Origin of the sequence: Lysinibacillus zambalensis (genome assembly GCF_040183165.1) — a bacterium.
Classification (GTDB): Bacteria; Bacillota; Bacilli; order Bacillales_A; family Planococcaceae; genus Lysinibacillus; species Lysinibacillus zambalensis.
This window is the reverse complement of sequence record NZ_JBEGDG010000012.1, coordinates 87,472-104,258: the sequence shown is the minus strand read 5'-3', so window position 1 is coordinate 104,258 and position 16,787 is coordinate 87,472. Positions and strand designations below refer to the sequence as shown.

The window sequence follows — 16,787 nt, the reverse complement described above, 5'->3', positions numbered from 1 at the left end:
AGTAGGGTCTTCGAAAAGAAGCGGGTGAGTGGGGGTAACTTTAAGCTCTAACTAAGAAACAATTTGCCCATCCAATTCCTAAAGAAAGTAGCCATAAACTGTATGGATTTCATAGGAGCATATTGTTAAAAAAGAAAGGCGCCACCCCAAATACATCGGATAGCGCCTTGATCTTTCAAAGAATTCTATTAAGGGTTCGTCGACCAAAGTCCTGCGTGTTTTAAGACAACACGTGGGTGAAGTTTTAGTTGTGCAACCATTAAATCTGCTAAATCTTCTGCTTGCATTACTTTTTCTGGATTGCCGTCTGTTAAGTTTAGTTCAACAGCCATATCTGTAGCAACTGTACTTGGCGTTAATGTTGTAACGCGAATATTTTTCTTACGCACTTCAAGCATTAATGACTCACTTAGTCCGATAACTGCAGCTTTTGAAGCTGAGTATGCGCTTGTAATCGGTGCACCTTTTTGACCAGCTGTTGAGGAAATATTAATGATATCGCCTGTATTGCGCTCGATCATTTCTGGTAATACAGCGCGTGTCGTGTAGTACACACCTTTTACGTTGACATCGATAATATTTGTCCATTCTTCAGGCGTTAAGTCCATGAAGCCACCGAATTTTGAAATACCAGCATTGTTTACTAAAATATCGATCGCGCCAAGCTCACCGCGAATAGATTCAACGGCTGTAGTAATAGAGTCTAAATCCGCTACGTTTGCCGTAGCGATGGCTACCTTCACATCATATTGTTTTAGTTCCTCTGCTACTTGTTGTAAATTTTCAAGTGTACGTCCAACAAGACCTACGTGAATACCTTCTTGCGCAAAAGCTACTGCTGTTGCGCGTCCAATTCCACGTCCAGCTCCTGTAACTAACGCCACTTTACCTGCGATTGCTTGCATGTTTTTCTCTCCTTTAGATAAGATCGTTTTATTTAGACGAAAAAATAGATTAAGATTTGTCTTTAAGACTAACCTCATTTTACTACGGTTTTCTACATTGTGAAGAGTGCACTTTTTTGTGCGGAGGTTACTAAAAGTTACTTATAGGAAAAGGGAGTACGCTTTATGACAGATAAATTAAGAGAAGAGATAAAAGAGAGAATAATAAATAACGATTATCATTGTGAAAAAGAACTTACCTTATCGATCATAAGCGGTAAATGGAAGGTTGTTATTCTGTGGCATTTAGGCGTCGAAGGACCGCATCGCTTCAGTGAGCTTCAAAGACTTTTTCCGAAAATATCTCATAAAATATTATCAAACCAATTACGTGAACTGATGGAAGATGGGATTGTTCATCGAGAAGTGTTTCCAGAAGTTCCTCCGAAAGTCGAGTATTCAATGACTGAACTAGGGATGACGTTATTACCAATCGTTGAAATGATGTATGAATGGGGAAAAAATAGAATCGGTCAAATTAAAAAAGAAAGCAATAATGAGGTCATTTCGGAGGATTTAAATAGTCAGTGATATTAGCGAAAGCAATATGTCAGCGCCAATTCCGATAGAAGAGGAGGGTTCTGCGATAATTTTACCCTCGGAGAGTAAGGTTTTCATCCCACGTTGGATCAAAGCCTCATCTACACTTACAACCTCATCGACAAGCTCTTGGACAATTGGAAAATTCCGTTCCCCTGGCTGTAAAGTTAGTAGGGCATCTGCCAAAGATTTGTGTTCGGCTAAAAGCAATCTTTCACCAGCTTCTAAGCTTTTTGTATAACGCGAAACAGCAGCTGGCTCCACACCGATTATTTTGATACGAGGGGCTATGGATTTGACAGCAGTTGCAATGCCACTTAATAATCCACCACCACCAATAGGCACAACTATAGTATCGACATCTGGGAGCTGTGCTACTATTTCCAAGCCTACTGTTCCTTGTCCTGCCATAATATCGTAATCATCATAAGGATGTATGTTGCAATAGCCATGATCACGACTAAGTCTTTCAGTAAGGACATGTCTTTCTGTTAGCTTACACTGTACAACTTCTGCACCTAAGGCACGTATTCCCTCAACCTTAACGGTAGGAGCTGAATCCGGTAGAACAATTGTTGCCTTACTATTTAACAGTTTGGCAGCATATGCAACACCTTTGCCATGATTTCCTGAGGATGCAGCAACTACGCCTTTTTGTAATTGTTCTAATGGTGTGGAAAGCATTTTATTGAGAGCCCCTCGAAGCTTAAAGGAGTTTGTTTTTTGCATATTCTCGGCTTTTATGTAGACGTGACATCCTAAAAGATGATCGAGCCCGTTTAATCGAATAATAGGCGTTTCAAATATATAAGGAGAAATTCTTCGTTTAGCAGCATGAATTTGTTCAAGTGTTAACATAAAGCAACCCCCATTTCAATAAAATAATTAAAAATTCAAACTTTATAATATAACTGTAGATTTACAGGGAAATTGTGTCAATACTTAAATGGTAAGTAATTCTGAACAAACATCGGATAGAATACTTACTTCTATCTTGAAAAAATATGAGTATTCATCCTATAATAAAAAGGTTATAGTAAAAACATTAAAAGGGAGCGTCCATAATGGCGAACGAAGCAAGATCGCAGGTGAACATTAAGCTCATTTCTACAATTCGCCCAATTGAGGGGGAATCTGAAGGTTATGAAATGTTGCTAACAGGGCAGCTACTTGAAAAAGCAGGAAGCATATATTTGAAATATGAAGAGGTGCAAGAGGATAAAACCATCCGCACAACTATGAAGCTAGGCAATGAACAGGCATTAATTATGCGTAATGGAGCAGTAAAAATGCGATTACCACTTAACATAATTGAACAACAAATGGGTCATTATGAAAGTGAATTAGGTTCAATGCCACTCGTCATAGACACGAAGGAAATGACATTTACAAAGCAGGCAGTAAGTGGAGATTTCCATGTACAGTACGATTTACTAATGGGTGGGCAATCCGTTGGCAATTATACATTAGACATTACATTTACGGAGGTACAATGATGAACGCAGTAGAACAAGTACAACAAGCCATTAAAGTGGCAATTGCGCAGGCTGTTGAAAAAGCTAGTTTAGTCGAAGCTGGCACAGAGTTAAATATTCACCTAGAAACACCGAAGGATAAGGCAAATGGGGACTATGCAACAAACATTGCAATGCAATTAACGAAGTTAGCAAAAAAACCACCTCGTGCGATTGCAGAAGCAATTTTAGAAAATCTAGACACAGCAGGGACAGATATTGAAAAAATCGATATTGCTGGCCCTGGCTTCATGAATATCACTGTGCGTAAAGATTTCCTAACAGGTGTAGTAAAAGCAGTGCTTGAGCAAGGTGCTGATTATGGCCGTTCAAATGCTGGTGCAGGAGAAAAAGTTCAAGTTGAATTCGTATCTGCAAATCCAACAGGAGATCTTCATTTAGGTCATGCACGTGGAGCTTCTGTAGGGGATTCATTATGTAATGTGTTAGATATGGCAGGTTACGCAGTATCTCGTGAGTACTACATTAACGATGCAGGTAACCAAATTAATAACTTAGCGTATTCACTTGAAGCTCGTTATAAGCAAGCTTTAGGATTGGATGCTGAGATGCCAGAGGATGGCTACCACGGTCCAGATATTATTGAAATCGCTGGTAAACTAGCAGGTGAGCATGGCGATGCAATTTTATCAAAATCTGAAGAAGAACGTTTTGCATTCTTCCGTCAACATGGTTTAGCGTTAGAATTAGCCAAGTTAAAAACAGACCTTGCAAACTTCCGTGTAAACTTTGATGAGTGGTATTCAGAAACATCACTATACGAAAACGGCAAAATCGAAGTAGCTTTAGATAAACTAAAAGCGAATGGCCATGTATTTGAAGAAGACGGTGCTACTTGGTTCCGTTCGACAACATTTGGCGACGATAAAGACCGCGTGTTAATTAAAAATGATGGCTCTTTCACATATTTGACTCCAGATATCGCATATCATGAAGATAAAATTGTACGCGGCTTCGATAAATTAATTAATATTTGGGGTGCTGATCATCACGGCTATATCCCACGTATGAAAGCTGCCATTCAGGCGCTTGGTTACGACCGTGATACACTTGAAGTAGAAATCATCCAAATGGTTCAACTTTATAAAAACGGTGAGAAATTCAAAATGTCTAAACGTACAGGGAATGCAGTTACAATGCGTGAGCTTGTAGAAGAAGTTGGCTTAGATGCAGTTCGTTACTTCTTCGTGAAAACAGCAGGCGATTCTCACATGGACTTTGACCTTGACCTTGCCGTTTCTCAATCAAACGAAAACCCAGTGTACTACGCACAATATGCACATGCACGTATTTCTTCAATTTTACGCTCAGCAAATGAGCAAGGCTTTGCTGCAACAACAGATCATTTAAGCCTACTAACTGCTGAAAAAGAAATCGATTTACTGAAAAAAGTGGGCGACTTCCCGAAAATGGTAGCAGATGCTGCGAAGCACCGTACACCACACCGTATCGCCAACTATATTCAAGAAACAGCAGCTGCATTCCACAGCTTCTATAACGCTGAAAAAGTGTTAGATGCTTCAAATAAAGAGCTAACAGAAGCTCGCTTAGCCCTTATCACTGCTGTGCGTACAACAATTGCCAACGCACTACGCTTAATCGGCGTATCAGCACCAGAAAAAATGTAATAATCGTCTTTCCAGCCTCCGGCACAATCATGTGCCGGGGGTTTTTTTGTTTTAGGTAGCAAGAGCGGTTGAGGTGAGGGAAAGAATGGCGGGGCGACAGTAAGAGTGGCCGGGGTGAGGGAAAGATTCCGGGGAGGCGGAAAGAATAGCCGAAGCGAGGGAAAGAGCAGCCGTGGCGACGGAAAGGATAGTCGAAGCGACGGAAAGAGTAACCTGGGCGACGGAAAGAACCGCCGAGGTGACGGAAAGAATCCGAAGCGACGGAAAGAGTAGCTGTGGCGAAGGAAAGAATCGCCGAAGCGACGGAAAGAATAGTCGAAGCGACGGAAAGAATCCGAAGCGACGGAAGGAGCAGTCGGGGCGACGGAAAGAACCGGCAGAGCGACGGAAAGAATAGCCGTGGCGACGGAAAGGATAGTCGAAGCGACGGAAAGAACCGGCAGAGCGAGGGGAAAGAATCAGAAGCGACGGAAAGAACCTCCAGAGCGACGGATAGAATCCACAAAACCGTGGATAGAATCCCCAAAACCGTGGATAGAACTCCAAAACCATGGATAGAACTCCAAAACCGTGGATAGAACCATCAAAGTGCCAGATAATATCTCCGAAATAATCAGATTCATCTCTCTAAAACTATAATTTTCTGCAAAATTCAGATATTTTGTTGAAGTTTACGTTAGCGTCAATGATATACTGATGAAAAATGAGAAGGGGGAGATGGTGTTGAAGACGATTCAAGAAGTGGCTAAGCAGTTTAATGTTTCAACACGGACAATTCGTTATTATGAGGAGCTGGGGCTGCTTCATCCCAATCGATCATCTACTAATCAGCGAACCTTTTCAAAAAAAGAATTAGCGAAGCTTAAGCTTATTTTCCGAGGAAAGCGGTACGGTTTTTCACTTGAGGAGATTAAGGAGATGGTGTTGCTGTTTGATTATGATCGCACGGGCATTCAGCAGTTGGAGCGTACGGTCGAGTATGGGGAACAAAAAATTGAAGAGATTGACGGCAAAATTGCAGAGCTTGTACAGATGAAAAAGGAGATACAGCAGTTACAAGGCATATTTACAGAAAAATTAGCGACTTTAAAGGGAGAGATGCTTGATGAATAGTTCGAATTTGTTAGCACGTAATGCGCGAAAGTACCCTATGAGTGAAGCGGTTGTTTGTCAGGGCAGACGAGTAACTTATCGTGATTTAGATGAGCAAGTGACACGTTTTAGTCATGCTTTAGTAGAGCAGGGTGTGCGACAAGGCGATAAAGTAATCATTTTTATGCCAAATGTTGTAGAGTTTGTTGTTAGCTATTTTGCTATTCAGCGCATCGGGGCTATTGTCGTACCGGTAAATGCGAAATTTACGTTGCAGGAGGTCGAGTATGTAGCTCGGCATGCTGATGCTAAAGCTATTTTAGTGCATGAGGCAATTTTTGCAGCAGTTGAAAACATCACGGTAGTTCCTTTAAAAATCAAAACGGGTCAAGAGTACGCTGGCTGGCTAAACTATGAAACACTTATTGAACATGCAAGCACTCAAACCATTGATTGCCAGTTGAATGAAGATGATGTCTCAACGATTTTATATACATCGGGTACAACGGGAAAACCAAAGGGTGTGTTGTTTAGCTATCGCAATATTTTATCTGTAGCGCAAATGATTGCAGTGGAAATGGAAGTAAAGCCAGAAAGCCGGATCCTTCTTATGATGCCATTAACGCATTCAGCTCCATTACATTTATTTTTAATGGCAGGGGTACTTGTAGGATCAACAAACGTGTTAACACCAACGTTTACACCTGATTTATTTATTGATTCAATAGAGCAGGAGCGGACGACGCATTTCTTTGGAGCGCCTGTTGCATATTTGTTAACTGCCCAACTGCCAAGATTGCAAACAGCTGATTTATCATCGATGAAATGGTGGGCATATGGTGGCGCACCGTTATCACAAAACGAAGTCCGTCATTTACAAAAAGCTTTTAGAACAGAAAATTTAACTTGTGTCTATGGCTTAACAGAGGCTGGGCCAAACGGTTCAATATTGCTTGGTGAAGAGCATGCAACGAAGGCGGGGAGCGTTGGGCGACGTGCACCACTTGGAGCAGAGCTGCGTATTATCAACGACATTGGAGAAGATGTCAGTGTTGGTGAAGTAGGAGAAATTGTGTTATTCGGTGAGAGCAATATGCTGGGCTATTACAAGGATGATATCGCAACAAAGGCTGCATTTATAGATGGCTGGCTGAAAACAGGTGACTTAGCTCGCTTAGATGAGGACGGCTATATTTGGATTGTTGATCGTAAAAAGGATGTCGTTTTTTCAGGCGGTGTGAATATTTATCCGAAAGAAATTGAAGATCGTATGTTGAGTTATGAGGGAATATTTGAAGTTGCTGTAATAGGTGTACCACATCCGGAGTGGGGAGAAACCGTGAAGGCTGTTTATGCTGCTAAAACAGAAATTGACGAGAACGAACTTAAAGCTTATTTGGAGGAGCATCTTGCTAAATATAAAATTCCACGCATGTTCGAACGTGTAGAAGCGCTACCACGAAATGCATCAGGCAAAATACTAAAACAAACGTTGAAAGGACAAGAGGTGAGATAAAATGAAGGTTTTACAGCAGGAAGAAATGAAAACAACAAACTTTTTTAAAGAGAATGATACACTTCAAAACGTTTTAGAAATGATGCTAGATAAAGAGTTTGCGGAATATGCAACACGTGAGCTAACAGATTTCGGTGAGCTTTGTGCAGGAGATATTGATGTGAGAGCTAAACATACGGATAGAGAGGGTGAACCTCGATTACAAAGGTATAATGCCTATGGTGAAGAAGTGTCAGAGATTTGGGTCAATGACGGTTATAAAAAAACAATTGAAGAGACGTACAATACTGGCATTGTTGGCTATGTGCATAAAGATATTCCGCAATTAGGTAGAAAGGGCAACTATGTGTATAGCTTTGCTCAAGGCTATATACTATCACATGCTGAACCAGGCTTTTACTGTCCTGTTACGTTAACGATGGCAACGGCTTATCTGCTTGATCATTATGCGAGTGATGAGGTGAAGGAGCGCTTTTTACCACATGTTTGTGCAACTGGAGAGACAGAGCTCTATGAGGGGGCTACATTTTTAACGGAGCGCCAAGGTGGCTCTGATGTCGGAGCGAATGTTGTAGAGGCAAGGCAGGACGGCAATCAGTATCGTTTATATGGTGAGAAATATTTTGCATCTAACGCTGGAATGTGTGGAGTGACTATGGTATTGGCACGCATAGAAGGGGCTCGTGCAGGCTCAAAGGGTTTAACATTGTTTGCAGTTCCATGGAGAAATGATGATGGCACAGTTAATAACCTGCGCGTTCGGCGTTTAAAGGATAAACTTGGTGTTAGAGCAGTACCTTCTGGTGAGGTGGAATTTGATGGGGCGCTCGCATATGTTGTTGGTGATCTGAATAAAGGGATTTACTATATGTTGGAGGCGCTTAATTTATCAAGAATTTGCAATGCAGTTGCTTCTATCGGCATCATGCGTCGCGGCTATTTAGAGGCGAAGCACTATGTGACAAATCGCCATGCATTTGGTAAGCCTTTAACGCAATATCCTATGATCCAGGATACACTAGGGAAATTTGCTGCCAAGCTTCATGTAGAAGTTGCTACGGTTTTTGATCTTATTCAGCTATACGATAAAGTAACTAGTGGACAGGGGAATAAAGAGGACATCATTTTGAACCGCTTGTATATTGCAATCATGAAAAAAGAAACCGCTGAGCAAGCTGTACATTATGCGAGTGAAGCCATTGAATTACATGGCGGAAACGGCTATATTGAAGACTTTGTTACACCTCGGTTATTAAGAGATGCACAGGTCCTTACCGTATGGGAGGGGACTGCAAATATTTTAGCTTTAGAGCTCATTCGTTTAGTAGATAAGTTTCATGTGCACGAAATGTTTGTTCGTGTTATGGAGGAACGTCTAGAAAAACTGGCTGACAGTCCATTAGTTGAAATTGTAGTAGGGCAATTAGCAAAACTAGATTCAACTTGGCAAACATTTAGCCGTTTAGATGATGCAACAAAAACGTTTGAAGCAAAAAAGGTCGCAGAGCAAATGGCACATTTATATGAAAGTGTTGTAGCAGTTGAATGGGCACAAAGATTCGGCGGTAAATATGAGAAGCTAGCAGACATTTATTTAGAGAATACATGGGCATTACGAGAAATGGGTGCACCAATGAAAACGGTACAGTATTTTTCTGACATAGTTTAACTTTTTTCAGCGTCCAAACATCCGCTGAAATAGAGGAACCCAGTCTAAGCACGCCACGTCCTGTGGCAATTATGACGAGCATAATTGATTTGATGAAGAGTCGTCTCGAATGGAGGCGACTTCTTTGATTTTCATGTATAATACAATCAACTGAATATTATAAAGGTTCTTTACTTAAGTAAAGTGAAAAGGGAAATCGGTGTAATTCCGATGCGGTCCCGCCACTGTAAGTGTGAGTTTTTTCAATCTGCGCCACTGAAAATTTCGGGAAGGCTTGAAAAAGCGTATGAAGCACGAGCCAGGAGACCTGCCTTTATAGAAAACACGTTGTAGCCTACGAGGATAGGATGGTGGATTTTGTATATGTATATTGTGCAAATTTGACCCCCTCATTTTTTTTATGATGAGGGGTATTTGTTTTGTAAGCTGAATATCGATAAATTTGAAAAAGAGGGCGATACCCCCACAACGTTAGGTAATAAACTCAAAAAGTTGGGCGATAAGCCTAAAATGTTGGGTGATAACCCCATAATGTTGTGCGGAAATACGATGTGGTCGATAAATCCACAAAGTTGGGTGATAAACTTAAAAAGTTGGACGATAAGCCTAAAATGTTGGGTGATAACCCCATAATGTTGTGCGGAAACACACGATGTGGTCGATAAATCCACAAAGTTGGGTGATAAACTTAAAAAGTTGGACGATATCCCCACAACGTTGAGAGATAAACAACTCCACAACCTTAAACGATAAAACCTAAAATGTATCGATCAATCAGATAAACAAGTCGTTAACTTTATGCACAGATAGACTAAGGGGGATTCACATGAAGAAATTTTGGAAAATAGGATTATCAGCATTTTTAGCTGTTGGCTTGCTTGCAGCGTGCAACACAAAAGAGGCGACAAATGACAAGCCGTCATCTGCTGAGCAGCAAGAGACATCTAAAGTAGATCAAGCAACATTTCCAATGACGATAACAGATGCTGTTGGCAAAGATATTACGCTAGAAGCACCTCCTGAAAAAATAGTTTCTCTCATTCCAAGTAACACTGAAATTTTATTTGGTCTTGGCTTAAATGATGAAATAGTAGGTGTAACAGATAATGACGATTATCCAGCAGAGGCTACTAAAAAAGATAAGGTTGGCGGTGTAGATTATAATATTGAACAAATTATTGCGTTAACGCCAGATATCGTTTTTGCACATGCATCCGGTATGAGTTATTCAAAAGGAGCAATTGAACAGCTTGAGGCTGCCGGTGTGAAAGTATTTGTTGTAGCGGATGCAAAAAACTTTAATGAAACTTACACAACGATTGAACAGCTTGGTCGTGCAACGGGAAAACTAGAAGAGGCTAAAAAAATAGTCGCAAATATGAAGGATAAAATTGAAGAAGTTGAAACAAAACTTAAGGGTGTTGAGCCAAAGAAAGTCTTTTTAGAATCGTCTGATGAGCCACAGATTTATACAGCTGGTAAAGGTACATTTATGAATGAAATGCTAGAAATGATTCATGCCGAAAATGTGGCAGCAGATGTAAATGACTGGTATCCAATTGAAGCTGAACAAATTATTGCGAAAAATCCAGATGTCATTGTTGTGGCATATAATTATGTACCAAATATTTTAACGAAAATTCCACAACGTCCAGGCTTTGAGACAGTAACTGCCGTAAAAAATAAAGCTATTGTACAAGTGGATGAAAGTATGACAAGTCGTCAAGGTCCTCGATTAGCAGATGGTTTTGAGGAATTAGCAAAGGCCGTTTACCCAGAGGCGTTTAAATGAGTAAAACAATTGTAGCCTATGTAACAGCAATTACGCTTTTAATCATTAGCATCTGGTGTGGTGTAGCGATAGGCTCGGTTCATATTCCATTAGAAGTATTGTGGAATACGGCGGCCGATGAAACAGCTGCCAATATTTTATGGAAGATTCGTTTACCTCGAGTGATGCTAGCAGGGCTTGTAGGGGCATCACTTGCTATTGCAGGGGCAGCTTTTCAAGGCCTATTAAAAAATCCTTTGGCTGATCCTTATACGTTAGGTGTTTCCTCCGGTGCATCAGTTGGCGCAGTGATGACGATTTTCTTTAGTGTCTCAATACCTGTAATCGGTCATTTTACATTGCCAGTCTTTAGTATGATAGGGGCCATATTAACAATGTTTGCTGTTATGGGTTTTGCTAGAATAGTAGACCGTTCACTAAAAATGGAAACTCTTATTTTAACAGGGGTAATATTTAGTTCGTTTTTAGGTTCCTTGATTTCATTAATGATTGCATTATCTGGTGAGGAGCTACGCCAAGTAATCGGTTGGTTGCTCGGTTCAGTATCGATGCGTGGTTGGCCTTACGTTCAGATGATCATTCCGTTTGTCATTATTGGCTCTATTATGCTTTGGACACAAAGACGTGAGTTAAATGTTCTGTTATATGGTGAAGAACGTGCGAAGCATTTAGGTGTCAATGTTAAACGTAGTAAATATATTATTTTAGTAGGTGGATCCATGTTGACAGGAGCAGCGGTAGCTGTTTCTGGAACGATTGGCTTTGTTGGTTTAGTTGTTCCTCATATGACGAGAATGGTTTGGGGTTCAGATCATCGTCATTTATTGCCGTTATCATTTTTAAATGGGGCAACTTTGCTAATTATTTGTGATTTAATAGCAAGAACAATTATTATGCCAAGAGAGCTGCCGATTGGTGTCATTACTGCATTTATTGGGGCGCCCGTTTTTTCCTATATTTTTTATAAACAACGTAGAGGCAAGGGGGTACGGGCATGATTGTTGTTGAACATCTTTCCGGTGGTTATGAAGACGTACCGATCGTCCACGATATAAGTTTTTCCGTTGAAAAAGGTAAAATACTAGGGATTTTAGGGCCGAATGGTAGTGGGAAATCCACACTGTTAAAAGTAATAAGTGGCATACTACCAGCAACTGCAGGCACTGTATTAGTAGATGGTAAAAACAGTAGCTCTTACACTGCTCGTGCATTAGCAAAGAAGATGGCAGTGCTGCCACAATTACATGTTAATACATTTTCAAACAGTGTAAGGGAGGCTGTATCTCTTGGACGTTATCCACATCAAACAGGCTTCTTTTCAAGCTGGTCTGCTCGTGATGAACAAGCAGTGCAACATGCAATGCTGCAAACAGGTGTAAAACGCTATGAACAGACACCGATGGAATTTTTGTCGGGCGGTGAACAGCAAAGGGTTTTTGTCGCCCAAGCGCTTGCACAAACAGCGGAAATATTGCTGCTAGATGAGCCGACCAACCATCTAGATATTGCGCATCAACGTCAAATTTTAGATATGGTACGAAAGGAAGCAATAGAATGTGGTTTGACCGTTATTATGGTACTGCATGATATGAATTTAGCTTCTCTTTACTGTGATGAATTATTACTAATGGAGGAAGGACGGATGCGGGCATTTGGGGCGCCGCATGAAGTATTAGTCGCTTCGCAAATTGAAGATGTCTATCATGCTCGAGTGGCAACTTATGCACATCCAGAAATTCCAAAGCCTCAAATTACAATGATGCCAGCCACCGTTGAACATCAGCAACGTGCTGTCATTAAAAAAGAAAATTTCACTGTTACAGATCAGTACATTAAGCTTCAATCAGAGTTTCCTTTAAAAACGGTGTCCTCAGCTGTCCATAATCCGGGTATCGGTTGGTATGATTGTCTGTTAAATCGCTCTGTACCAATAGATTATGTGATTAATGATGTAAAGAGAGAGGTCGCTGAATTTTTACTAAAGGAGCACTTTTCATCTACAAGTACAGTCGTCATGTTAACAGCTGTCCCAACAAATCTTGTAGCTATTAATGAATTTCAAGCTTCTTTTGGTAGCGTTCTTGTAGCTGTTACGGCTGGGGTTGGTAATGCTGTTGATGTATCTCGTGCACATGAAAGACAAGATGAACCATATATTGGTACTATAAATACGTGGGTCATCGTGAATGGCTGTTTATCAGAAGAAGCGTTTTTCCAAGCAATGATGACAGCTAATGAGGCGAAAACAAAGGCAATGCAATCAGAAAATATTCGTGATGAGCTTAGTGGTACGATTGCAACAGGTACTGCTACAGATAGTTTATTGATTGCAGCGACACAAAAAGGGGAAGAAATGCTGTACGGCGGTCCCATTACTGATGTAGGTAAGATCATCGGTAGAGGTGTTTTTGAAACGACTGTGCAGGCAATAAAAAATTATCTTCATTCAGCAGATACACTTGCTGAATGAAGATAATGCCGCCGGCGGATGTCACGGATTTTCAAGGGAATGAATTGTGCGGGCACAATTCAAAATCCGGACGCATTGTTTATCTGTGCGAAAGCGTAGTGCTAACGTAGCGACAGCAACAATTACGCCAAGGCGAAATTGATAAAAAACAATTCTAGGAGATGAGAGAAATGAAGCTTTACACGAAAACAGGCGATACAGGGAAAACAAGTCTTATCGGTGGACGCGTTGACAAAGATAGCTTACGCGTAGAGACATATGGGGCCATCGATGAATTAAATTCTTTTATTGGTAAGGCTATTAGTGAACTAGATCGTGAGCTATTCAAGGATATTTTAATTGATTTAGAAACGATTCAGCATGAGCTTTTTGATGCAGGCGGAGACCTTGCTAATGTTATGAAGGAGCGTCATTATAAGCTTACAGAGCAGCCGATTGAAGTGTTGGAATCGCGTATTGATGCATTGTCAGATGAAGCACCACCGTTACAACGCTTTATTCTACCAGGCGGTGCACCAGCAGCTGCAACTTTACACATTGCTCGTACAGTAGCGCGTCGAGCAGAGCGTCAAATGGTAACGCTTATGAAGGAAATCGAAGATGTACCGACAATTGTACAAAAATATTTAAACCGTCTATCTGATTATTTATTTGCGGTTGCACGTGTTGTGAATTTCCGATTGAATGTTGCGGATATTGAATATATTCGAAGCGGCAATGTGTTTAAAAAATAACTTGATCACTAAAAGTTGTGGATGAACTCTACGTTATTGTAATGAATTCGTTTTTCGAAGAATACTTTGAAGATTTATCGGAACAATTTTAGCTTTTATCGGAATAATTTTGGTTTTTACGAAAGGCTAAAGGCATCACGTTGAAATCTAGCACACTTGAAAAAGTCGATTTGTCATCAAAAACATGATGCAAATCGGCTTTTTGAATATCTGAAGACAATTAAAAGATAGATTCATAATATAAATGAATAAATCTCTATAGTGGTTAATAGCTCGCTTTGAAAATTCAGGGTGGCTTTTTATCTTGTAAAATGTAAGAATATAAAATTATCAGAAATATTTCCGTTTTATGTTGACTGAATGCTCACTCATTTATTAGAATAGGAATATAATGATTGAACTAGCAAATTTACTACAAAGAGAGAAACTTACGACAAACTAAAGGGGGGACCAACCATGAGTCCATTAGTAATTGCAAACATTGTTCTAACAGTCGTGGTTGTGCTTTATGCAGTAGGGTTATTTTTCTATCTGTTAAAAACACGCTATAAGTTTGTGCAATTGGGGAAAAAGGTTGAGTTTGATGAAAGTGTTCAAGAACGAATTCGTTATCTTATGGTCAATGTACTTGGCCAAAATAAGCTATTAAAAGATCCGAAGAGTGGTTTAATTCACGTTATGTTCTTCTATGGATTTTTGATGGTGCAGCTAGGTGCCATTGATTTAATTTGGAAGGGGTTAGCACCTGGATCACATTTGCCGCTTGGCATTTTCTATAGTGTGTTTACATTTTTCCAAGAGCTTGTAGTATTAATGATTTTAGTGGCGGTTGTGTGGGCATTTTACCGTCGTTATGTAGAAAAGCTAGTACGTCTAAAACGAGGCTGGAAAAATGGGCTTGTTTTAATATTCATTGGCGGGTTAATGGTATCCACATTGCTTGCAAATGGTATGGGACTAATTTGGCATGGTGAAGAACTAACTTATACAGAGCCAGTTGCTTCTGGCATTGCTGCTATTTTTAGCTTCTTACCAGCATCAGCAGCGGCAGTTGTTTTCTATGTAATGTGGTGGGCGCACTTATTAATTCTATTAACATTCTTAGTGTATGTACCACAATCGAAGCACTTCCACTTAATTGTGAGTCCAATCAATGTGTACATGAATCGTTTAGATCGTACAGGTACTTTAACACCAATCGATTTTGAAGCATTAGAAAATGCTGAAGATGAAGAGGATATTCCAGCAATTGGTGTTGGACGTATTCAAGACTTCACACAAAAACAAATGCTAGATTTATATTCTTGTGTAGAGTGCGGACGTTGTACAAATATGTGTCCAGCGTCAGGGACAGGGAAAATGCTATCACCGATGGATTTAATCGTGAAGCTACGTGATCATTTAACATTTACAGGTGCTGTTGAGACAAAGCAAAAGCCTTGGGTACCATATCAATTCTTTGCTAAAACAAAGGGGAATCAGTTAGCGATGGCAGCTGGTGCTGAGGGGGCAGTTATTGAAGATATCTACAGCCCTTCTTTAATCGGCGAAGTCATTACAGAAGAAGAGATTTGGGCATGTACAACTTGCCGAAACTGTGAAGATCAATGCCCTGTTATGAATGAGCATGTCGATAAAATTATTGATTTACGCCGTTACTTAACAATGACTGAAGGAAAAGTAAACCCTGATGCACAACGCGCGATGACAAATATCGAACGTCAAGGCAATCCTTGGGGCTTAAACCGTAAAGAAAAAGAAAATTGGCGTGACTTAGATCCGACAATTCATATTCCAACAGTGAAAGAGCTGAAAAAATCAGGCGAAGAAATGGAATATTTATTCTGGGTAGGTTCGATGGGGGCGTTTGATAACCGCTCACAAAAAATTGCCCTAGCATTCTGTCGTCTATTAAACGAGGCAGGCGTGAAGTTTGCGATTTTAGGAAATAAAGAGAAAAACTCTGGGGACACTCCTCGTCGTTTAGGAAATGAGTTTTTATTCCAAGAGCTGGCGACAGCGAATATTGATGAATTTGAGAAAAACGACGTGAAGAAAATCGTTACAATTGACCCTCATGCTTACAACATCTTTAAAAATGAATACCAAGACTTTGGCTGGAAGGGCGAGGTCTACCACCATACTGAACTATTGAATCAATTGATTGATGAAAATCGTCTAGCGTTAAATTATGAAGTTCATGAAACGATTGTGTTCCACGATTCTTGTTATTTAGGTCGTTATAACGATGTTTATGATGCACCACGTGAGATTTTACGAGGTATTCCAGGTATTAAGCTTGTGGAAATGGAGCGTAATCGTGAGGAAGCAATGTGCTGTGGTGCAGGTGGCGGCTTAATGTGGATGGAAGAGCATGTCGGCAACCGAATTAACGTAGCAAGAACAGAGCAAGCTTTAGCAACGAATGCTTCAGTTATTTCCTCTGGATGTCCTTACTGCTTAACGATGCTTGAGGATGGTACGAAGGCAAAAGAGGTTGAAGATACAATCGGTACATTCGATGTTGCAGAACTATTAGAGCGTTCAGTATTTGGTGAAAAAGTGAAAGCTGTCGAGGAGTCTGTTGAAGAAGCAGCGGATGTAATGGTTGAAGAAGTAGTAGCTTCTGTGGATAGTGTCGAACGAAACGAGAAAGCAGAGGTTAACGCAGAAAAATGACGGTTATTGCAGAAATATTTTAGTTATCTGAAAAATATAAATTGCACAATAAATAATTGTTTTGTAGAATAAGATTAAATGGAAATGGGAGTTAACTATAACTTTTTCAGCGGGTGTCTGAACACTCGCTGAAAGAAGTTAATGCCTCCGGCGGATGTCACGGAATCGGAAAGGAGATCTTTGTGCTT

At 40.3% G+C, this 16,787-nt stretch carries 13 protein-coding genes and 1 riboswitch; of the genes, 11 read left to right on the top strand and 2 right to left on the bottom strand.

Going from position 1 to position 16,787, the window contains the following annotated elements:
• Positions 1-188 precede the first annotated feature (188 nt).
• Positions 189-905, bottom strand: coding sequence for a 3-ketoacyl-ACP reductase (locus ABNX05_RS16295; protein WP_349660674.1), 717 nt, complete (start codon positions 903-905; stop codon positions 189-191).
• Between the two features lie 165 nt (positions 906-1,070).
• Here ABNX05_RS16295 and ABNX05_RS16290 point away from each other — a divergent pair, with 165 nt between their 5' ends.
• Entirely contained in the window at positions 1,071-1,475 is a 405-nt protein-coding gene (locus ABNX05_RS16290) for a winged helix-turn-helix transcriptional regulator (RefSeq protein ID WP_349660673.1), read from the top strand.
• On the opposite strand, the gene ABNX05_RS16285 is transcribed toward ABNX05_RS16290, so the two are convergent.
• On the bottom strand, positions 1,461-2,342 hold the full coding sequence (locus tag ABNX05_RS16285; RefSeq protein ID WP_349660672.1) for a threonine ammonia-lyase: 882 nt from the start codon (positions 2,340-2,342) through the stop codon (positions 1,461-1,463). The genes ABNX05_RS16290 and ABNX05_RS16285 overlap by 15 nt on opposite strands.
• 206 nt (positions 2,343-2,548) lie before the next feature.
• Here ABNX05_RS16285 and ABNX05_RS16280 point away from each other — a divergent pair, with 206 nt between their 5' ends.
• The 10 genes from ABNX05_RS16280 to ABNX05_RS16235 all read left to right on the top strand — a co-directional run bounded on the left by ABNX05_RS16280 (position 2,549) and on the right by ABNX05_RS16235 (position 16,599).
• Complete coding sequence (locus tag ABNX05_RS16280) at positions 2,549-2,980, top strand: YwiB family protein (protein ID WP_323648762.1); 432 nt, start codon at positions 2,549-2,551, stop codon at positions 2,978-2,980.
• Complete coding sequence (gene argS / locus ABNX05_RS16275; protein ID WP_349660713.1) at positions 2,980-4,647, top strand: arginine--tRNA ligase; 1,668 nt, start codon at positions 2,980-2,982, stop codon at positions 4,645-4,647. The genes ABNX05_RS16280 and argS overlap by 1 nt, the downstream gene beginning before the upstream one ends.
• 723 nt (positions 4,648-5,370) lie before the next feature.
• Positions 5,371-5,760, top strand: coding sequence for a MerR family transcriptional regulator (locus ABNX05_RS16270; RefSeq protein ID WP_349660671.1), 390 nt, complete (start codon positions 5,371-5,373; stop codon positions 5,758-5,760).
• A complete protein-coding gene (locus ABNX05_RS16265; RefSeq protein ID WP_349660670.1) occupies positions 5,753-7,255 on the top strand; it encodes a class I adenylate-forming enzyme family protein in 1,503 nt (500 codons plus the stop codon). The genes ABNX05_RS16270 and ABNX05_RS16265 overlap by 8 nt, the downstream gene beginning before the upstream one ends.
• 1 nt (position 7,256) lies before the next feature.
• Positions 7,257-8,924, top strand: a complete 1,668-nt coding sequence (locus ABNX05_RS16260) for an acyl-CoA dehydrogenase family protein (RefSeq protein ID WP_349660669.1) — start codon at positions 7,257-7,259, stop codon at positions 8,922-8,924.
• Between the two features lie 146 nt (positions 8,925-9,070).
• Positions 9,071-9,253, top strand: a riboswitch (cobalamin riboswitch).
• 497 nt (positions 9,254-9,750) lie between these two features.
• The gene (locus tag ABNX05_RS16255; protein ID WP_349660668.1) at positions 9,751-10,716 is read left to right on the top strand and encodes an ABC transporter substrate-binding protein; all 966 of its coding nucleotides are present in this window, start codon (positions 9,751-9,753) and stop codon (positions 10,714-10,716) included.
• On the top strand, positions 10,713-11,714 hold the full coding sequence (locus tag ABNX05_RS16250) for a FecCD family ABC transporter permease (protein WP_349660667.1): 1,002 nt from the start codon (positions 10,713-10,715) through the stop codon (positions 11,712-11,714). Before ABNX05_RS16255 ends, ABNX05_RS16250 begins: the two co-directional genes overlap by 4 nt.
• Positions 11,711-13,186 (top strand): adenosylcobinamide amidohydrolase, encoded by a 1,476-nt coding sequence (locus ABNX05_RS16245; protein ID WP_349660666.1) that lies wholly within the window; start codon positions 11,711-11,713, stop codon positions 13,184-13,186. The genes ABNX05_RS16250 and ABNX05_RS16245 overlap by 4 nt, the downstream gene beginning before the upstream one ends.
• Positions 13,187-13,356: 170 nt before the next feature.
• Complete coding sequence (locus ABNX05_RS16240; protein WP_079559371.1) at positions 13,357-13,920, top strand: cob(I)yrinic acid a,c-diamide adenosyltransferase; 564 nt, start codon at positions 13,357-13,359, stop codon at positions 13,918-13,920.
• Positions 13,921-14,376: 456 nt separating this feature from the next.
• Complete coding sequence (locus ABNX05_RS16235) at positions 14,377-16,599, top strand: heterodisulfide reductase-related iron-sulfur binding cluster (RefSeq protein WP_349660665.1); 2,223 nt, start codon at positions 14,377-14,379, stop codon at positions 16,597-16,599.
• Positions 16,600-16,787 lie beyond the last annotated feature (188 nt).

What these genes read in the sequence shown, in the direction of transcription:
- ABNX05_RS16250 (WP_349660667.1), top strand. Translation starts at nt 10,713, where the DNA reads ATGAGTAAAACAATTGTAGCCTATGTAACAGCAATTACGCTTTTAATC.
- ABNX05_RS16245 (WP_349660666.1), top strand. Translation starts at nt 11,711, where the DNA reads ATGATTGTTGTTGAACATCTTTCCGGTGGTTATGAAGACGTACCGATC.
- ABNX05_RS16235 (WP_349660665.1), top strand. Translation starts at nt 14,377, where the DNA reads ATGAGTCCATTAGTAATTGCAAACATTGTTCTAACAGTCGTGGTTGTG.
- ABNX05_RS16260 (WP_349660669.1), top strand. Translation starts at nt 7,257, where the DNA reads ATGAAGGTTTTACAGCAGGAAGAAATGAAAACAACAAACTTTTTTAAA.
- ABNX05_RS16285 (WP_349660672.1), bottom strand. Translation starts at nt 2,342, where the DNA reads ATGTTAACACTTGAACAAATTCATGCTGCTAAACGAAGAATTTCTCCT.
- ABNX05_RS16280 (WP_323648762.1), top strand. Translation starts at nt 2,549, where the DNA reads ATGGCGAACGAAGCAAGATCGCAGGTGAACATTAAGCTCATTTCTACA.
- argS (WP_349660713.1), top strand. Translation starts at nt 2,980, where the DNA reads ATGAACGCAGTAGAACAAGTACAACAAGCCATTAAAGTGGCAATTGCG.
- ABNX05_RS16295 (WP_349660674.1), bottom strand. Translation starts at nt 905, where the DNA reads ATGCAAGCAATCGCAGGTAAAGTGGCGTTAGTTACAGGAGCTGGACGT.
- ABNX05_RS16240 (WP_079559371.1), top strand. Translation starts at nt 13,357, where the DNA reads ATGAAGCTTTACACGAAAACAGGCGATACAGGGAAAACAAGTCTTATC.
- ABNX05_RS16290 (WP_349660673.1), top strand. Translation starts at nt 1,071, where the DNA reads ATGACAGATAAATTAAGAGAAGAGATAAAAGAGAGAATAATAAATAAC.
- ABNX05_RS16255 (WP_349660668.1), top strand. Translation starts at nt 9,751, where the DNA reads ATGAAGAAATTTTGGAAAATAGGATTATCAGCATTTTTAGCTGTTGGC.
- ABNX05_RS16265 (WP_349660670.1), top strand. Translation starts at nt 5,753, where the DNA reads ATGAATAGTTCGAATTTGTTAGCACGTAATGCGCGAAAGTACCCTATG.